Origin of the sequence: Pseudomonas sp. TNT3, assembly GCF_010095445.2 — a bacterium.
Taxonomy (GTDB): domain Bacteria; phylum Pseudomonadota; class Gammaproteobacteria; order Pseudomonadales; family Pseudomonadaceae; genus Aquipseudomonas.
This window is the reverse complement of record NZ_WFGV02000029.1, coordinates 19,406-36,709: the sequence shown is the minus strand read 5'-3', so window position 1 is coordinate 36,709 and position 17,304 is coordinate 19,406. Positions and strand designations below refer to the sequence as shown.

Here is a 17,304-nt window from a genome sequence, read left to right as displayed (position 1 = left end):
GCCCTCGGTAACCTAAGTCGTACGACGCTTCCATCAGTCAGGTATTGCACCTGCATCTTGATGGTGGCTGTACGCAGGGCGCCCTTGGGCGCGCCGGTTTCTTAGGTTCCCCGGTCTGCTAACCTGCGTGCAGCTGCCTCCCTCTCGTTTAGCAGCAAGAGGAAGGCACACCATAGGAACCTTAGATATGTTCAAAGTCACACCCAATCCCCCCGAAACCGATTCGGCATCCCCATCCGAACCCGCCTCTAACAACGTCGACGAATCCCCCAAACACACCCTCAACACCGACCACGTCTCACCCGCCGACATCAAAGCCACCCCGCGCGCACCCAGCACCCTGTTTACCGTAAACCCGCAAACCTCCACCGAAACCTTAATGGTCTACCTCGTCGAAACCTTGGCCTCGGTCGATGTGATGGTTCATCAACTGGTCGATCATCTGGAAGGCGGCGACCGCAACGCGCTGCTGGGCATTTCCAACAGCATCATGTTGGCGGAGATCACGGCGAATCGGGTCCTGGATCAGATTGATCCGCCCTGAGAAATTATTCCAAGGACTCGTAAGCGTGGGTTCGCGAAAAACGGTTCCGCTTACAGTCCTCGGCGATCAATCGTCCGCACACTGGCAAACGTCGACTCGTTGCGTGCCTGGTCGAGTGCCGTCAGCGGCTCGGTCGAGGACTGCTGCAGCGTCGCCAGCGTTACCGGCTTGCGATTTATTTCTTCGCCGGAACGCTCCTCACTCGGCGGCACACCAAAGTACTCGCGATAGCATTTGGAAAAGTGTGGTGTCGACACGAAACCGCAGACAAACGCCAACTCAACCATCGACATGGATGTTTGCTTGAGTAGTTGTCGCGCTCGAACCAGCCGCAACCGCAGGTAGTAGCGTGACGGCGTGCAGTGCAGGTATTTGCGAAAGAGCCGCTCCAGCTGTCGGCGTGACAGATCGACGTATTCTGCAAGTTTATCCAGGTCGATCGGTTCTTCGAGATTGGCCTCCATCAGCGCGACGATCTCTTGCAGCTTGGGCTGATGAGTGCCGAGCACATGCTTGAGCGGAACGCGCTGATGGTCCTGTTCGTTGCGGATGCGCTCGTAGACAAACATCTCGGAGATGGCGGCGGACAGTTCACGGCCATGATCGCGGCCAATCAGGTGCAACATCATATCCAGCGGCGCGGTTCCCCCGGAGCTGGTGAAGCGGTTTCGGTCGAGGGTGAACAGGCTTGCGCTGATGCTGACGCGGGGGAAAGCTTCCTGCATGGCCGCCATGAATTCCCAATGCACGCTGCACTCGTAGCCATCGAGCAATCCGGCTTTTGCGAGCGCCCAGCTGCCGGTACACACACCGCCCAATCGTTTGGATTGACGCGCCAGGGATTGCAGCCAGGTGATGTGCTCGCGGGTAATCACGCTCTGGATGCCAACGCCGCCGCACACGATGACCGTGTCCGCCACCGATGGATTGTTCCACGAGGCATCCGGCGTGATCCGCACGCCGTCACTGGCCCAGACAGTCTCTCCATCGGGGCTGAACGTGTACCAGCGATACAGCGCCCGTCCCGATAATTGATTGGCCATGCGCAGCGGTTCTACGGCGGACGCCAGGGAGATCAGTGTGAATTTATCCAGCAACAGAAAACCAACGGATTGAGTCGTACCGTCGCGCACGGTGGAGTTCGATGACATCGGGGTCATGTCCTCACAAAAAGCGGTGACTGCCTGAGTCGCAGCAGCTAGTCATTCGCCCGCACCGTGGCGCAGGGCGAATCAGGGTTGGCGCTGATACCTCCGTGGTTTTTACCCCACTGACGTCACGCTCGCAGCCTGCGCAGGGTGACGCGACGTCACGAGGCCAATAAAGGAAATCACCAGGGCCAGTCCGATGGTGGTGCTCACTTCGGTGCGGTGCTCAGGGGTGATCATCATGACCGCCAGCGCTGCGCAGATGAACACGATCACCAGCCACGTCAGCCATGGAAACAGCCACATGCGAAAGGTCAGCTCGATGTTCTGCCGGCGAAATATCCGGCGCATGCGCAGTTGCGACACCGCGATGGCCAGGTACACGAGCAAGGCAATCGCACCGGAACTGGCCAGCAGGAACTCAAAGAGCCCGGCGGGCATGAAGTAGCTCCATACGGTGATCGCCGCACCCAGCACGGTGCTGGCGATGACGGCCGCCCGCGGCACACCTTCCGAGGACGTTACCTTCAGCGCTTTCGGCGCATCGCCACGCCGGCCCAGCGAGTACAGCATGCGCGAGGCAATGTAGATCGAGGAATTCATGCAACTGGCCACGGCAATCAGGACGACGACGTCGACCATGAACTTGGCATGGGGAATGTTCATGATTTCCAGGGCGCGCTGATAGGAGCCTACCGAGGCCAGCAACGGATCGTTCCAGGGCACCACGGAGATGACCACGAAAATCGACAGCAGGTAAAACACCCCGATGCGCCAGATCACCGAACGCGTGGCCTTGGCGATGTTCTGCGCCGGGTTATTGGATTCGGCGGCGGCGATGGTGACCGCTTCGGTCCCGATAAAGCTGAACATGATGGTGATGAAGGCGCCGACTACCGCTGACAGACCGTTGGGTGCAAACCCGCCGTGCTCGGCCATCAGGCCGCTCAGTCCGCTGACTTCACGGTCGGGCACCCAACCCATCAGCACGGCAAACCCCACACCGATGAAACCGATGATCGCCACGACCTTGGCCATGGCGAACCAGAACTCGAACTCGCCATATTTGGACACGCTGAAGAGGTTGGTCACCACCAGGGCGACAATCGACACCAATGCGAACAGCCAGGCATCGATTTGCGGAAACCATTGGTTGAGCACATGGCCGGCCGCCAGCGCTTCGATCGGAATCACCAACACCCAGAACCACCAGTAGAGCCAACCAATGGTAAAGCCGGCCCAGCGCCCGATGGCCTGATCGGCATAGGTGGAGAACGAGCCCGTGTCCGGATGCGCGACCGCCATTTCACCGAGCATGCGCATGACCAGAACGACGAGCAAACCTGAGAACAGATAGGCCAGCAGAACCGCTGGGCCCGCCGCCGCAATGGCATGCCCTGAGCCCACGAACAGACCGGCGCCGATAATCCCGGCGATTGACAGCATGGTGACGTGACGAGGCTTGAAGCCCTGCGCCAATTGGCCACTCGAATCCTTGGAGCTCGGGCTAATCATTGGTTTTATTCTCTGCTGATCGACAGTTAAGCGGATTGATCGGGGCAACAGACCCTCATTGCCACCTGCCAGGCTTCCTCAACGAAGCACCGATCAAACGCTGCAGTTCTTATAAAACCCATCATCGCGAAAGGGGGCGTTTCGATGAAAAGGTGCGCCACCTTACCCGGCTTGTCCGATGAATCAGTAGCCTGATCACGCCACCACCGTGTCTGATATCGACACAGGATTACATTCTGTTTACATCGAAAACCGGGCAGTCACCGAGTGGCCAAAGGTGATTGTCTGGCTCGTTGTTGGGGGGATGCTGGGCCTCAAATTGAGCGCTGATTGACCCGATCCATCAGTTGCTCGGCGGTTTCCTTACGCTCGGAATAGCGATCCGTCAGAAACCCCTGGCGGTCGCGCAGCAGTACCGTGAACTTCACCAGTTCTTCCATCACGTCGACGACGCGGTCGTAAAACGGCGACGGTTTCATCCGTCCGGCTTCATCGAACTCCAGGTAGGCTTTTGGCACCGAGGATTGATTGGGGATGGTGAACATGCGCATCCAGCGTCCCAGCACGCGCAGTTGATTGACCACGTTGAACGACTGGGAACCGCCGCAAACCTGCATCACCGCCAGCGTTTTACCTTGCGTGGGGCGAACCGCACCCAGTTCCAGAGGAATCCAGTCGATCTGCGCCTTGAACACGGCCGACATCGCACCATGGCGTTCCGGCGAACACCAGACCTGACCTTCTGACCACACCACCAGATCACGCAGTTCCTGCACCTTGGGGTGATCCACCGGTACCTCGTCGGGCAGTGGCAGTCCGCAAGGATTGAAGACGCGGGTTTCTGCGCCGAAATGCTCCAGCAGACGCGCGGCTTCTTCGACCAGCAGGCGACTGAACGAGCGTTCGCGGGTCGACCCGTAGAGCAAGAAGATGCGCGGCTTGTGACCGTCCGCGCGCACTGCGGTCTGTGTGTTATCGAACAGGGAGAGATCAAGGTGGGGCAGTTGCTCTGACATCGTATTTTTTCCTGCTCAAAGAGTGCCGATGCGATCCAGCTCGTGCTTGAGCTGATCGCGGCTGAGGCTGTTAAAGGGGAGGGCGAGTAACGCCCTGCAGCGTTGCTCGATGTGCGCCAGCGTGGCGCGGAACGCGGCGTCAACCGCGGCTTCGTCGCCCATCACGTCGGAGGGATCTTCCAGTCCCCAATGGGCTTTCAGTGCCGGACCGAAGTACACCGGGCAGGTTTCGCCAGCCGCCTTGTCGCACACGGTAATGACGATGTCCGGCAGGTTGTCCTCGAACGCGTCATTGCCTTTGCTGCTCAAACCCTCGATGGAAATGCCGGCTTGTTGCAGTGTGGTCAGGCTACGCGGCAGCACGTGCCCTTTGGGGAAGCTGCCGGAACTCACTGCTTCGAATCCCGGCGGTGCCAGGTGATTGAACATGGCTTCTGAAAGGATGCTGCGGCAGCTATTGGCCGTGCACATGAACAGGACTCGCATGGGGTGCTCCTTCGCTTTTGCGCCGAGAGGGGGGTGAACAGAAAATCAGCAGCAGGCCTCTTCGCGAACAGGCCGTGCGTCCATGGACTGCAGACGTGCAGCGTTGTGTTGCAGCCAGTCGGCGTTGGCCAGCAACGTCACCTGCAGGATGTCGTGAACCCAGGCGGGCAATTGTGGATTGAGCCGGTAATAGACCCACTGTCCCTGCCGGCGGTCCAGCAGCAGCCCACTGCTGCGCAACTGGGCAAGGTGGCGGCTGATCTTCGGTTGGCTGTCGTCGAGGGCACACATCAATTCGCAGACGCACAGCTCTCCCTGGTGGGCGATCAGCAAGGTGGCGCGGGCGCGGGTCTCGTCAGCCAGGCATTTGAAGACTTCTGGAGGGGTGAACATGCCGGGTACCTATTGCATATGGATAGTCGAATATACGGATGTCCATATATTTAAAGCAAGATTTTTCCGACCAGAGTCCTGTTGGGCTGACTGACATTTCGCCTTCGCAAAACAGGTCTGGGCGATGTGGTTATTCAGACAATCCGCGGTATCGTTGACGTCCATCGCGGGCAAGCCCGCTCCCGCAGGGGAGGGTTAATGTCGGTGAACATTCAAGGAGAGATTCATGGCATCAGGGCAATGTCTTTGTGGCGCTGTACGTTTTTCGCTGAAGATGGAACCGCGATATTTCTATCGCTGCCATTGCTCCCTGTGCCGCAAGCAAACGGGTGTCGGCCACAATCTCGCCACGCTGGTCAGCGCGAGCGCTTTTCAATGGGACGCAGGGCAGGGTGTGATCAGCAGTTGGCAAAAACCCAGCGGCTACCGCAATGACTTCTGCTCGCAATGCGGCTCGACCGTGCCGAATGTGCTTCGCCAGTCGCCGTATTTCTGGATACCGCTCGGGTTGCTCGATGACGCGTTGAGCATGGAATGCATCGGCGATTTTTGCACCGTTGATGCGATGCCCTGGGATGCGCTTCGTACGCAAAAAAGTTACTGCACCGCCGTGGAGTCACTCGAATTTTTGCTGCATGAGCTGCAAGTCGACCCTTAACAGACACAGGGTTATTCCGAAGACGGCATGAAAAAACAAAAGAGGAATCGGCGTGTTGCGCGATTCCTCTTTTGTTTAGGCCATGACGATGATCAGGCTTGCGCCGCGCTCATTCCGGCAGTGGCCGTGGACCTTTTACGCACCGCTTGATACAGCAGGCTGGACACCATGAACCCCACCATGGCCAGCAGGCTCATCAGGGTGAAGACATAGTTGTAACCCTGCTCACCGGGGAAGTGGTCGAGGATCGAGCCATAGATGACGTAGGCAAACATGCCCGGTGCATAGCCGATCAGGCAACCGATGCCGAAGGCCGAACCGGTGATGTGCTGGGGAATACCGACTTCACCCATGGGTGCCCAGAACACGCCGCGCATGGAGAACACGATCAGCGCGAAAGACAGGGTGGCAGCCATGCCGGCATAGATGAATCCCGGGCTTTTCGGGATCAACATGATGATGCCCATCAGCGGCAGCAGCGCCAGGAAGGCCCACTTCAGGTAGCGGCTGGTGCTCTTGAACTGCTTGTCGGCTATGAAACCGCCGGCAGGCCCGCCGAGGATTTTCAGGAAGTACTGGTTGATGATGCCGTAGGCACCCACCAATGCCACGGGCAACCCGTACATTTCCTTGAGGTAGGGGATGAAATAGGTCAGGCCGCAATAGACGATGTAGACCATGAAGACGTTGAGGCTGACCAGCCAGATGCCCGGCACCTTGATCGCTTCCATCAGGTTTGCCAGCCCGTTCTTTGGCTTGCTCACCGACTGTGCGTTGCCGCCCTTGAGCAGGAACCAGGTCAGGGTGCCGGCCGAAATATCGATGACCGAGTAGAACAGGATTGCCGACTTCAGGCCGGCTTCGCCAGAGCCCATGGCGACGAACACGCCCAGGGCGGAAAAGGCCACCAGGGTATCCACCACGCCACGCCCGCCTTCGAGCAGACCGAACAAGCGGCCTTGCTCCTGATCGTCACCCAGGTTGCGGATGGCTTTGAGCAGCGATGGCCAGAACAGGCAATCGGCACACACGGCCAGCAGACCGAACACGATCAGCAGGTTGCTGAAGGGTGGAAAGGTGGCCAGGTACAAGCCCAGGCCGCCGGTGCCGATCAGGCCGAGCGGGATCATTTTGCGCGTGTCATAGCGGTCAGCGAGCATCCCGCCCAGTACAAACAACGCGGTGGCGATGATCGCGTTGGCACTGAGCAGCACGCCGATTTCCGTATGGCTCAGGCCCATGAATTCCTGCATGGGCACATAGAACGCGTCCTTGAGGTTCGCCAGTTTGTAGATGGTGCCGCCACCGAGGATGAGGATCAGGAATCTGAACCATTTGGCCTTGTCTTGGGTTGTCATTATTGTTCTCCGGGCGTAATCGGGTCGTCGGGATCAAGCGTTGGATGAGCTGGCCAGGGTCAGTTCGGCCAAGGTGCGCAACTCGGCCAGAACACCGCGGACGTAGGCGACCTGGTTGTTCGCCCAACGGTGTTCATCGGCCAGCATTCGCTCAAGCGAGAAGCCTTCCGGCAGCGGTGTATCGCTCATTTCCCGGTAGGCAATAAAGGGATCGGCTGCCTCCTGGCTTTGACGGAAGGCCGGGGCCACGTAGTGGTTTTCCTGCTCGAGAATGAAGGCGATGACCTGTGGCGTGGACTCGCCCAGCATCAGCAATTCGAACAGCAGGCGGGCGCCGGGAAGGTCGTCTTCGTCGCTGCCCTGCAACACACCGTAATGGCCGAAACCGTTTTGCTCCGGGACGATGCGTACGCCTTTGAGGTGCGTCTGGCGGATGTGCGGGGCCATGTTGCGCAGCGCTTGCAGGGGCTGTTCGCAGGCGTTGATCATGTTGCCGAAGTCGAACAGGGCGTGCAGGCGTGGGTGATTCACGCGGTTGAGCAGCTGCGCGATTTCGCCGCTCTTGAGTTCTTCATGCTGCTCGAAGTCGAAGTACAGATCGTGCTTGTCGGCTTGTTGCGCGAGGTAGTGCAGGTCGGTCTCGATCACGTCCATCACCTGCGACAGCGTGCCCTCGTAACGGGAGTAGACACGGATGTTGTGCACCCCCAGGGTCAAGGCAATGGCGACGACCTGATCGACATCCTTTTTCAGCGTGCTGCTGATTTCCAGGTGCACATCCAGCTCCAGCGCCCGGGCCTTGGCGGCAAAGACTTGCAGCTGGGCGGTCGACATCTGGCTGAGGCTGTTTTCCTCGCCATCGAGCAAGTGCAGGCTCAGGCCTTGCAGTTCGTGGCGGTAGGCGAAGTCCAGCAGGTCGGCCGGGGTGACACGACCGTGGGTGAGGTTGGTCAGTAGCGGGTAGGCGTGGGCAAACAGGCGCAATTGCCCCAGACGCTCCAGCAGCCGCCGGGCCAGTGCGTCAGTCAGCACGGGAACGTCCCCGTGTTCGACGACGTTATGGCTTAGCAAAGCGTTGAATCGTTCCTGGATCTTATTGTTCATTAGAGTCGTTCCTGGTTCAGACACCGGGTCTACCGGCGCACTCTTTATCGCGCCAGTCAGGAACTCTCGATAGATCCATTATCAGTTAATTGTTATGACCACTTTGCCTCGCATCAGGAGGTCGTTGGCAGATAACCCAGGGTGTCCAGGGCCGATGCCAGCGCTTCGACACGCTCTTTGGCCTGGTTTTCAGGCGTGCCGGCAAAGCCGATCAGCAGGGCCGGCGGCAGGGCGTGCTTGATGCGGTAATCGCTCAAGGCGTAAGTGTGGATGTGGTGCAAGGACAATTGCCGGGCGAGGTCAGCGTCATTAATTTCTGGAGGCAGCCAGGCGATCAGGTGCATGCCGGCTTCCGTTTGGGTTATCCGGAAGAAGTGGCCAAGCTGCTTTTCAAACTGCTCGATCAAGGCGTGCTGGCGTGCCTTGTACAGCGCCCGCATGCGGCGGATGTGTCCCAGAAAATGGCCTTCTTCCATGAAGTCCGCCGTGGTCGCTTGCAGCAATGTCGGCGGACTGCGATCCATGACCGCGCGCAACGTGCAGAAGGGTTCGACCAGGGCTTGCGGCAGAATCACGTAGCCCAGTCTCAATGACGGGAAGAGCACTTTGCTGAACGTGCCGACGTAGATCACCCGGGCCATCTGGTCCATGGCATAGAGCGCCGGGAGGAGGCGGCCCGCGTAGCGAAATTCACTGTCGCAATCGTCCTCGATGATCCAGCTCTGATGCTGCGCGGCCCAGTCGATGAGGGCCTGGCGCCGCGCAGAACTGAGGGTAACACCCAACGGATGCTGGCGGGACGGCGTACAAAACACCAGGCGCGCATCAGGGCATTCGGTGAGCCCTTGCTGGACATCGATACCTTGTTCATCAATACGCAACGGCACAATCCGAGCGCCCTGGGCCTGCAGGGCGATGCGCGCGGCAATGTGCCCCGGGTCTTCCATCCAGGCGCTGTCCTGCGGATTGAGCAACAGCATCGCCAGCAGGTTGAACGCCTGTTGCGCGCCGGAAACGATCACCACTTGCCCGGCACTGCATTCGATACCACGGGCATCGAAGACGTATTCGGCAATCGCCGAACGAAACGCCTGCAAGCCCTGCAACTCGCCATAGCCCAGGATGGTCTTGGTGGGCTTGAGCAGATGCCGGTTCATCAGGCGCCGCCAGATCGCTTGCGGGAAGGCGTCATAGGAGCAGTGACTGGGCAGAAAGGAGGTCGGGGTGGAGGGGTCCCAGTCGGCATAGGACACGCCCCGGAAATGATCGCTGCGCAATGACAGCATCGACTGGCTCAGGTCGGACAGGCGCGGTGGCGGACACTGTTGTTCGCTCTCGGTGCCCCGACTTTCCCAGTCCGTGCCGACGTAGGTTCCTGCGCCCGTGCGCGAGGCCAGGAAACCCTCGGCTATCAGCTGATCGAACGCATTGAGAATGGTGATCCGCGACAACCCCAACTCGTTGCTCAAGGTTCGGGTCGAGGGCAGGCGTACACCGCCCTGGATTCTGCCGTTGAGTATCTGTTTGCGAATCTGCAGATACAGTTGGCGATACAAGGGGATGGCGCTGGCACGATCCAGCTCGATGGCCGACAGCAACAAACCTGCGGGGGATTTCATGACATGCTCGTCTGGGTGAAGTGGGCGACGGGAGGAGGTCAGGGTATCGGGCTGGACCTGGCAAGTCATCTGGCCTGACTACCGCCTGCATGAAATCTCCGCTCCGCCAGGAGCATTAGAGTCCATCGCTTGCAAATCGAGCGCCGACTGATTTTCCCCGAAGGTGGAACGTATGTGCGGCTGTTGCCAGCCGCCATCCGCGCCTTGATGCTCACCTATGATCTTCAAACGATGCTACCGACAAACAGGGGTTGTCAAAAAACACAACTAGAGTAGCATCGGCCCATAGACAAGGAAGCCCATGGACATACTCACGCCATCGCGTTTTGACGACGCGGCGATCTTATACCCGAACGAAAGGGCTGGCCTTGAACGTTGCCGGCGATTGTTGAAGATGGCCCGCCCGACATCGTTCCCGGACTTGCAAAAGCTGTTCGGCTTGCACGGTATTGACTTGTTCAAGCCGAGAGCTGCGGCCAATTGGGTGGTGATCGACGTAGGCGGCAATAATTTGCGGGTGATAGGTGGCGTCAACTATTTCCGGCAGAAGTTCTACGTCAAACACATTTACACGCACGCCGATTACGACGCCGCCAACGTTTGGTATGCAAGCAATAAAGGGATGAAACGATGAGCGCAGGCCGCCCTGATATACAAACAATGATTGCCACGCTTGGCGAGTTGACCGCGGTGCTGGAGCGCCTGCGCGGTGAGTTCGTGCACGGCATCAAGACCCCCGCCGACTTTGAGCGCGCGACCGACCTGCTCGATGAACTCAACGACGGGCGCGAACTGAGCAAGGTGGAGGAGAAAATCCTCGTGGAGCTCGAGGACGAAATGCTCGCCTATCAGCGCGACTCCGAACAGTTTCGCGAATCGAGTGCTGCGTTTGAATCGACGTGTACGCCGGTGCAACTGATCAGGGATCTGATGGAGACACTTGGGCTCACCGGTTCTGACCTCCCTGAAATCGGGGATAAAACAGCGGTATCCAAGGTGCTGAACGGCGATCGGCCCATCAGTCACAAGATGGCTTATGCCCTGGCCCAACGATTTGCGATGGAGCCGGGCGCTTTCGTGTCCCCGGCGCCGACCGAGGCGGCTCACATGCAAACCGCTCGCTCCTCAGTCAAGAAGACCCCTGCCAGTTATCGCGTTCGCAGCAGCCCTGCGCTCGCAAGCTCAGCGAAAGAGACCGGTACCGATGAATACCAGGAGGTCGTTGCAAAGGGGCGTAAAAAGACCGTTAAGACCCGGTCCAAGGGATAGGGTTGGCGCTCGCTTGTCTGGAAGGCGTCGAGGCCGCGCGCAGTGCGATTGATGACGTTGCTCCCGTGGGGAGAAGGACGTTTACACAGCGCGCGCGATCTCGAATATTTCACCTTACCTTTAGGCGTACTACTTGATGAACGCCCTCAAATCACTGGTCAGCTTACCGATCGCTACCTTGAAGTCATTGGCGGTGATTTTCTGGCTGTCGTTTTCCAAGGTGGTGCCGAAGACTTTGCGTACCACTTTTGCCACCGTCTGGTTGTTGCTTGCATCGATGAGCTCGGCCTCAATGAACAGCGTGGTGTCCTGATCACGATGTCCCGTAATGGCGGTCACACCGCCCACCACGGCCGCCACCGGAACCACTTCATACCACTTCATGCCCTCGTTCTCGGCGTTTACCCCGGTAATCGCTGCTCGCAGAATCAAGGTCTTCGACGCGGTGGCGGAGGCAGGATTCGTCACCACGCGATACTTCTGCCCGAGCACGCCCTTGGCCTGACTGGTCATGTAATTCTGCAAATCATCCAGCGTCTGACGGTTGACGCGCTCATTCGGCTGCGGCGCCGGGTACAGTTCCAGCTTGTTGAAAACCACCGTGTCATACGCGTTCGGATTCCACGAAGGGCTCACCCAGCGCATGGCTTTTTCGCCGCTGGTGGTGGTCACTTCTTCAAGGTTGTTGTAGTTGGGCAGGAAGCCGGAGTACTGCTGACGCTCCGTGACTTTCGAGGTGCAACCGCTGAGCAGGAGGCTGGTCAGGGCGACGCCGATGAACAGTTTTCGTGACAAGGTCATGGTGTTTGCTCCAAGGGTTTAAGCCGTCATTTCGTTCGGGACAGGCCCAGCCCCGGACCACCGGTGAACTAGAGTCCCCCGCAAAAGAGCGTAGGTATGAACGGCGGAAAATCCAGTGATTGCCTGCAGAAAAAATGCAGAAATCGCTTGGAGCATCGCAGGCGCCGCCGCTGCTATCGGTCAAGCCAATAGCAGGACGTTCATTGTGCAAAGCCGGTTTTGCCGATGCGCTTGAGCATGTCGTTGTACATCTTGCTGCGGCGGTGGGTGGTGTTGTAGCCACCGGCGGCAGCGACTGTGCCGGCCTGGATGTGGTCCAGGTACTTGAATATCGTTCCGGGCGAGAGGAATTCGACGCCGTATCCCATCTCGACCATGCGGTCTTGCAGCGTGTAACCGGGCACACGATCATCCAGCTGGAAATGCAGTTCATGCTGCTTCATCAGCCCGCTGTTCCACAGGGTGCAAAAACTCTTCAGGTGGACTTCACGCCAGGGCTTCGGGTCTTTGGAGCGCAGCCCCAAGGTTTGTTTCAGGCGTCGGAAATGGTGCTTGAACAGCCGCGAGGCATAACGCCAGGAAGACCTGATCATCCCGCGATCCAGTTGCTCGACACAGCCTACGGCCGCTACCTGCGGATCGTTGATGCATTTGCTCAACATCATGTCGAACACCGATTCATCGTAGATGAAGGTGTCGGTGTGCAGCAGGAACAGGTAGTCGGTCGAGACGCGCGCCAGCGCCATGTCGAGCGCTCTGCCGTGCGCCATGTGACCCGCTTCCTTGCCGGCTGGCTTGCGTTCGATCAGGTTGATCCAGTCCAGCGAGCGCAGGTATTCAACGCTCTCATCCGCAGAGTCGTTATCAACGACCCAGACCGGGATGTTTCTGTGACCGACGTGTTTGTGTAAAAGCTCAAGGCAGGCTTTGGTGATGTCGAGTGTTTTGTAATTGACCAGAACAATGCTGAAAGGTGGATTCGTATTGTTTGAAAGGTGGTTCATAACCTGAATGCCCAGTTGTTTGCACGTGTTTGTGCAGCGATGTGCCTGGGCGCGAGAGTAGGGAGACGACCTTAAACGAAACTTAATATCGCCAGGTTCGGGGAGATTCGAAGCGTTTAACGCAGCGGTAATATGTAACCGAATATCGCAATCGACCGCGTCAGACGGGGCAGAAGTCGCTGCGCCCGCCTGGGCTGATGCTGTGTCTAGTCAGTAAACGTCTCGCAGATAGCGCTTCTGCTCGCTCAGGTGACGCCAGTATTCAGTGGCGCCCTGCGGGTCAAGTCCACCCTGGCGTTGCGCGACCTCGCGCAGGGCCAGGTCGACATCCTTGGCCATGCGACTGGCATCCCCGCAGATGTACAGTTGTGCCCCATCCTGTAGCCACCGCCAAAGCTCGGCGCCGTGTTCGCGGATGCGATCCTGCACGTAGATTTTCTCTGACTGATCACGGGAAAACGCCAGGCTGAGTCGAGTCAGCAGACCATCACGCTGCATACCTTCCAGTTCTTCTCGATAGTAGAAATCGGTCGCGGCGTGCTGCTCGCCAAAGAACAGCCAGTTGCGACCTTCGTCACCCCGCGCACGTCGTTCTTGCAGGAACCCTCGAAACGGTGCCACGCCCGTGCCAGGACCAATCATGATGATCGGCAGGTCGCCATCGACCGGTGGGCGAAAGTGCTTCGACGGTTGAACGAATACCGGGACCTCACCGCGTTCTGCGCGATCGGCGAGGAAGGTCGAGCAGGTGCCTTTACGCTTGCCATAACGGACGGCTGCCACGGTGAGATGGACTTCGTGGGGATGTGCCTTGGCGCTCGAGGCGATTGAATACAGTCGCGGTTGCAGGCGCTTGAGCGTGCCCAACAATTCGCTGGCCGAGCAGTCGATCGGGAACTCCTGCAACACGTCCGCCAGTTGCCGACCCCACAGCCAGTCTTTCAGTTGCGCCTTGCGCTCACTGCCCAGCAGTTGTTTCAGCGCCGGGTTGGGGCTGCGCTCGGCGATGAATGCGAGGGTGTCGCTGTTCGGCCGGGCGATTTCGAAATGCTCGGTCAGGGCCTGGTGCAACGGGATATCACCCAGCTTATCGACGTTGACGGTGGTGTCAGTGCCCAGTCGGGTTCGTTCGAGCAACTCGCCGACCAGTTCCGGGCAGTTGCGCGGCCAGACACCCAAGGCATCGCCGGCCTCATAGGTGAGCCCGGAGTCATTCAGGGCCAGTGAAAACATTCGGGTTTCCTTGTTTTCACTCTGGTGGTTCAGGTGCCGATTGACCAACAACCTTGACGAGTAGGGATTGGCCTTGCTGGGCGTCTCGATGGCGTGAACCACCACGTTTTGTGTGGGCGCGACCCTCACCGACTGCGCGGGCATCAACGTGTTGTGCAACTGCGCCAGCCAGGTGTCTGCGCGAGCCTCGAACTCGGTATCGCAATCGACGCGTTCCATCAGCCGTGTCGCGCCCAGTTCCTGCAGACGCTGATCGAGTCTTTTGCCGTGCTGGCAGAACTGGTCGTAATTGGGGTCACCCAACGCCAGTACCGCAAAACGCAGCGATTCCAGACGTGTCTCGGCAGTGTTCAAGGTGTGCCAGAAACCTTCGCCGTTGTCAGGAGGATCGCCGTCACCGAAGGTGCTGCTGATCAACGCCAGTGTCTGGGTGCTGGCCAGTTTGCTCGCCGGAAAGTCGGCCATTGCACTCAGCTCCACCGCCAGGCCGGCGTCGCGCAATCGCGAGGAAAAACGCTCGGCCAGGGCTTCGGCGTTACCTGTTTGCGACGCCCACAGCAGCGTCACCGAGGGGGTGTTGTCCGTTGTGGAAGAGGGCGCGGTCGCATGGTTGCTGCTCACGGATGGCGTGCTTGAATCGATACGGCTCGGGATGTCCAGGAACGCATGCTCGATCAGCTCGATCCGTTGCAAAGCGACCGCGCAGAATTTGAATTCGGGCTGCAGGGAAATCGGATCGACCGCGTCATGGGTCACTGCGTTGATCGCCAGGTTTTCGCCAAACACATCGTTCCAGTGGAAGGGCGCAAAGCAATTGCCTGGCCGCACGCGGTCGGTGACCACGGCGGGTAACACCGCCCGGCCCCGTAGCGAACGGACTTCGACCGGGTCCTTGTCCTTAATGCCCAGGCAGGCGGCGTCTTGCGGGTGTATCTCGACGAAGGGCCCGGGATTGAGCTTGTTCAGCGTCGCGACTTTGCCGGTCTTGGTCATCGTGTGCCACTGATGCTGCAGGCGACCGGTGTTGAGCACGAAGGGGAAATCCTGCCCCGGCATTTCCGCCGGTGACAGGTGCGGACGCGCCAGGAACGTCGCCTTGCCGTTGTCAGTGGGAAACACGATGGCGGGTTGGCTGCCATCGGCTTCGACCTTGAGCGTCTGGCTGGCGCCGTTGTTGAGGTAGCGAATCGGATTTCGCTCCGGCGTGTCATCCGATGCGCAGGGCCATTGCAGCGGTTTTTCGCGCAGGCGCGCATAACTCGCGCCCCGAATGTCATAGCCGGTCTTGGGGTTCCAGGCGCGTTTTATCTCATCGAACACCTCGGAAGCAGAGGCGTAGGTGAAGGCCTGGGCGAAGCCCATTTCGCAGGCGACCCGGGCGATGATCTGCCAGTCCGGCAGTGTCTCGCCGGGTGGCTCCACGGCTTTTTGCATCAGCGTCAGGTTGCGCTCGGAGTTGATCATCACGCCTTCGGCCTCGGCCCACAGCGCGCCGGGCAGCAGGATGTCGGCGTAGCGGTTGGTCTCGGTGTCGAGAAAGGCGTCCTGGGTGATGACCAGTTCGGCAGTCTGCAAGCCTTCGATGACGGTCTGCCGGTTGGGGGCGGAGGCGACGGGGTTGGTGCAGATGATCCAGCAAGCTTTGATGTGCCCTGAGCGCATCTGCTCGAACATCGCCACGGTGCCGCCGCCAACAGTTCGGGGCAGGCTATCTTGCGCAATGTCCCACAGGTCTTCGATGAACGCCCGGTCCGCCTCGACGAGCACCGAGCGCTGGCCAGGCAGACCGGGTCCCATGTAACCCATCTCTCGACCGCCCATGGCGTTCGGTTGCCCGGTCAGGGAAAACGGTCCGCTGCCCGGCCGGCAAATGGCTCCGGTGGCCAGGTGCAGGTTGCACAGGGCGTTGGTGTTCCAGGTGCCATGGGTGCTTTGATTCAGGCCCATCGTCCAGCAGCTCATCCACTCGGCGGCCTGGCCGATCCACTCGGCCGTCTGGCGAATGTCCGCCTCGGGAATCCCGGTGATTGCGGCGACAGTATCGGGAGCGTAGTCCTCCAGGAACCCGGGCATGACGTCCCACCCTTCGGTGAAGGAGGCGATGAAGTCCGGGTCGGTGTGGCCGTTTTTCACCAGCAGGTGCAGTAAGCCATTGAGCAGGGCGAGGTCGGTGCCGGGTTTTATTTGCAGAAACAGGCTGGCCTTGTCCGCCGTGGCACTGCGGCGAGGGTCGACCACGATCAGCTTGGCGCCTGCCTTGACCCGATCCATCATGCGCAGGAATAAAATCGGGTGACAGTCAGCCATGTTGGCGCCGATGACGAAGAACAGGTCGGCGTGATCGAAATCCTCATAGGATCCGGGTGGTCCGTCCGACCCCAGGGAGAGCTTGTAACCGCTGCTGGCGCTGGCCATGCACAGGCGTGAGTTGGACTCGATGTTGGGGGTGCGGACAAAGCCTTTGGCCAACTTGTTGACCAGGTACTGGGCTTCCAGCGACATCTGCCCGGAGACATAAAACGACAGCGCGTCGGGGCCATGCGCATCAAGGATCTCGCGCAACCGCCTGGCCGTTTCACTGATCGCCGTGTCCATCGCGAGACGCACCGGGTCTCGATTGCGTTCCTGGCGCAGGTAGGCGTTTTCCATCCGGCCCGACTGTTCGATCGCCTGGCCACAGGTATTGCCTTTGGTGCAGAGTCGCCCGAAGTTGGTCGGGTGGGTCTTGTCTCCCACAACCTTGACCACCGAATTCGCTTCGACCTGCATGACGATGCCGCAGCCCACTCCGCAATAGGGACACACGCTGCGTACGGTTTTGCTAGCCATCCTCGCCCCTCGACACTCTGCCAACACCTGCCCGCCGGAAACAAAAAAGGCGCCATGTAGCCCCTCCGTCAAAACGGGGACCTACACGGCGCCTTTGTCGTATGTATGTGCAATCAGCGTTGACTGCGAGACAGGTGATTGCAAATGGCGAGCCAGAACATTACCGGCCCGGCTGGATGGGGTTTGCAGGGGATGAGAGGGGATGGGGTGCACGGTTAGGTGCACTTTTTTATAGCGGTTGGTAGTCTCGTGCACCACGGGGATGCCCATTCACTGCGCGCAGTGATTGTCTTGCGCCAGACAAACTGTGGCGAGGGAGTTTACTCC

15 protein-coding genes are annotated in these 17,304 nt (G+C 59.3%); 4 read left to right on the top strand and 11 right to left on the bottom strand.

Annotated elements, in window-relative coordinates:
* Positions 1 to 187: 187 nt before the first annotated feature.
* Positions 188 to 544 carry a DUF6124 family protein gene (locus GBC55_RS17550; RefSeq protein ID WP_162438802.1) on the top strand — a complete coding sequence of 119 codons (357 nt, stop codon included), beginning with the start codon at positions 188 to 190 and terminating at the stop codon, positions 542 to 544.
* Positions 545 to 594: 50 nt separating this feature from the next.
* On the opposite strand, the gene GBC55_RS17545 is transcribed toward GBC55_RS17550, so the two are convergent.
* The 5 genes from GBC55_RS17545 to GBC55_RS17525 all read right to left on the bottom strand — a co-directional run bounded on the left by GBC55_RS17545 (position 595) and on the right by GBC55_RS17525 (position 5,102).
* Positions 595 to 1,704 (bottom strand): GlxA family transcriptional regulator, encoded by a 1,110-nt coding sequence (locus tag GBC55_RS17545; RefSeq protein WP_162438803.1) that lies wholly within the window; start codon positions 1,702 to 1,704, stop codon positions 595 to 597.
* A gap of 102 nt (positions 1,705 to 1,806) precedes the next feature.
* A complete protein-coding gene (gabP, locus tag GBC55_RS17540) occupies positions 1,807 to 3,207 on the bottom strand; it encodes a GABA permease (RefSeq protein ID WP_162438804.1) in 1,401 nt (466 codons plus the stop codon).
* Between the two features lie 314 nt (positions 3,208 to 3,521).
* The gene (gene arsH / locus GBC55_RS17535) at positions 3,522 to 4,223 is read right to left on the bottom strand and encodes an arsenical resistance protein ArsH (protein ID WP_162438805.1); all 702 of its coding nucleotides are present in this window, start codon (positions 4,221 to 4,223) and stop codon (positions 3,522 to 3,524) included.
* A 15-nt stretch (positions 4,224 to 4,238) separates the two neighbouring features.
* Entirely contained in the window at positions 4,239 to 4,709 is a 471-nt protein-coding gene (locus GBC55_RS17530; protein WP_162438806.1) for an arsenate reductase ArsC, read from the bottom strand.
* Between the two features lie 45 nt (positions 4,710 to 4,754).
* Positions 4,755 to 5,102 (bottom strand): metalloregulator ArsR/SmtB family transcription factor, encoded by a 348-nt coding sequence (locus GBC55_RS17525; protein ID WP_162438807.1) that lies wholly within the window; start codon positions 5,100 to 5,102, stop codon positions 4,755 to 4,757.
* Between the two features lie 226 nt (positions 5,103 to 5,328).
* On the opposite strand from GBC55_RS17525, the gene GBC55_RS17520 reads away from it, so the two are divergent.
* Complete coding sequence (locus GBC55_RS17520; RefSeq protein WP_162438808.1) at positions 5,329 to 5,760, top strand: GFA family protein; 432 nt, start codon at positions 5,329 to 5,331, stop codon at positions 5,758 to 5,760.
* 92 nt (positions 5,761 to 5,852) lie between these two features.
* On the opposite strand, the gene GBC55_RS17515 is transcribed toward GBC55_RS17520, so the two are convergent.
* The 3 genes from GBC55_RS17515 to GBC55_RS17505 form a co-directional block, all read right to left on the bottom strand.
* Positions 5,853 to 7,118: an MFS transporter gene (locus tag GBC55_RS17515; RefSeq protein WP_162438809.1), complete on the bottom strand. Its 1,266-nt coding sequence runs from the start codon at positions 7,116 to 7,118 to the stop codon at positions 5,853 to 5,855.
* A 33-nt stretch (positions 7,119 to 7,151) separates the two neighbouring features.
* On the bottom strand, positions 7,152 to 8,222 hold the full coding sequence (locus GBC55_RS17510; RefSeq protein ID WP_162438810.1) for a TIM barrel protein: 1,071 nt from the start codon (positions 8,220 to 8,222) through the stop codon (positions 7,152 to 7,154).
* Between the two features lie 113 nt (positions 8,223 to 8,335).
* Positions 8,336 to 9,841, bottom strand: a complete 1,506-nt coding sequence (locus GBC55_RS17505) for a PLP-dependent aminotransferase family protein (RefSeq protein ID WP_162438811.1) — start codon at positions 9,839 to 9,841, stop codon at positions 8,336 to 8,338.
* Between the two features lie 301 nt (positions 9,842 to 10,142).
* On the opposite strand from GBC55_RS17505, the gene GBC55_RS17500 reads away from it, so the two are divergent.
* Together GBC55_RS17500 and GBC55_RS17495 are read left to right on the top strand one after the other, a co-directional pair.
* The gene (locus GBC55_RS17500) at positions 10,143 to 10,475 is read left to right on the top strand and encodes a type II toxin-antitoxin system HigB family toxin (RefSeq protein WP_162438812.1); all 333 of its coding nucleotides are present in this window, start codon (positions 10,143 to 10,145) and stop codon (positions 10,473 to 10,475) included.
* Positions 10,472 to 11,110 carry an XRE family transcriptional regulator gene (locus GBC55_RS17495; protein WP_162438813.1) on the top strand — a complete coding sequence of 213 codons (639 nt, stop codon included), beginning with the start codon at positions 10,472 to 10,474 and terminating at the stop codon, positions 11,108 to 11,110. The genes GBC55_RS17500 and GBC55_RS17495 overlap by 4 nt, the downstream gene beginning before the upstream one ends.
* Before the next feature lie 129 nt (positions 11,111 to 11,239).
* Here GBC55_RS17495 and GBC55_RS17490 read toward each other — a convergent pair whose 3' ends face one another.
* The 3 genes from GBC55_RS17490 to GBC55_RS17480 all read right to left on the bottom strand — a co-directional run bounded on the left by GBC55_RS17490 (position 11,240) and on the right by GBC55_RS17480 (position 16,977).
* A complete protein-coding gene (locus GBC55_RS17490; RefSeq protein WP_162438814.1) occupies positions 11,240 to 11,911 on the bottom strand; it encodes a DUF3313 domain-containing protein in 672 nt (223 codons plus the stop codon).
* Between the two features lie 200 nt (positions 11,912 to 12,111).
* Positions 12,112 to 12,915, bottom strand: a complete 804-nt coding sequence (locus GBC55_RS17485; RefSeq protein WP_162438815.1) for a glycosyltransferase — start codon at positions 12,913 to 12,915, stop codon at positions 12,112 to 12,114.
* A 210-nt stretch (positions 12,916 to 13,125) separates the two neighbouring features.
* A complete protein-coding gene (locus GBC55_RS17480; protein ID WP_162438816.1) occupies positions 13,126 to 16,977 on the bottom strand; it encodes a bifunctional nitrate reductase/sulfite reductase flavoprotein subunit alpha in 3,852 nt (1,283 codons plus the stop codon).
* Between the last annotated feature and the right edge of the window lie 327 nt (positions 16,978 to 17,304).

Bases quoted from the DNA above. Each gene is read 5' to 3' on its own strand.
- GBC55_RS17550 (WP_162438802.1), top strand. From the start codon at position 188: ATGTTCAAAGTCACACCCAATCCCCCCGAAACCGATTCGGCATCCCCA.
- GBC55_RS17545 (WP_162438803.1), bottom strand. From the start codon at position 1,704: ATGACCCCGATGTCATCGAACTCCACCGTGCGCGACGGTACGACTCAA.
- gabP (WP_162438804.1), bottom strand. From the start codon at position 3,207: ATGATTAGCCCGAGCTCCAAGGATTCGAGTGGCCAATTGGCGCAGGGC.
- arsH (WP_162438805.1), bottom strand. From the start codon at position 4,223: ATGTCAGAGCAACTGCCCCACCTTGATCTCTCCCTGTTCGATAACACA.
- GBC55_RS17530 (WP_162438806.1), bottom strand. From the start codon at position 4,709: ATGCGAGTCCTGTTCATGTGCACGGCCAATAGCTGCCGCAGCATCCTT.
- GBC55_RS17525 (WP_162438807.1), bottom strand. From the start codon at position 5,102: ATGTTCACCCCTCCAGAAGTCTTCAAATGCCTGGCTGACGAGACCCGC.
- GBC55_RS17520 (WP_162438808.1), top strand. From the start codon at position 5,329: ATGGCATCAGGGCAATGTCTTTGTGGCGCTGTACGTTTTTCGCTGAAG.
- GBC55_RS17515 (WP_162438809.1), bottom strand. From the start codon at position 7,118: ATGACAACCCAAGACAAGGCCAAATGGTTCAGATTCCTGATCCTCATC.
- GBC55_RS17510 (WP_162438810.1), bottom strand. From the start codon at position 8,222: ATGAACAATAAGATCCAGGAACGATTCAACGCTTTGCTAAGCCATAAC.
- GBC55_RS17505 (WP_162438811.1), bottom strand. From the start codon at position 9,841: ATGAAATCCCCCGCAGGTTTGTTGCTGTCGGCCATCGAGCTGGATCGT.
- GBC55_RS17500 (WP_162438812.1), top strand. From the start codon at position 10,143: ATGGACATACTCACGCCATCGCGTTTTGACGACGCGGCGATCTTATAC.
- GBC55_RS17495 (WP_162438813.1), top strand. From the start codon at position 10,472: ATGAGCGCAGGCCGCCCTGATATACAAACAATGATTGCCACGCTTGGC.
- GBC55_RS17490 (WP_162438814.1), bottom strand. From the start codon at position 11,911: ATGACCTTGTCACGAAAACTGTTCATCGGCGTCGCCCTGACCAGCCTC.
- GBC55_RS17485 (WP_162438815.1), bottom strand. From the start codon at position 12,915: ATGAACCACCTTTCAAACAATACGAATCCACCTTTCAGCATTGTTCTG.
- GBC55_RS17480 (WP_162438816.1), bottom strand. From the start codon at position 16,977: ATGGCTAGCAAAACCGTACGCAGCGTGTGTCCCTATTGCGGAGTGGGC.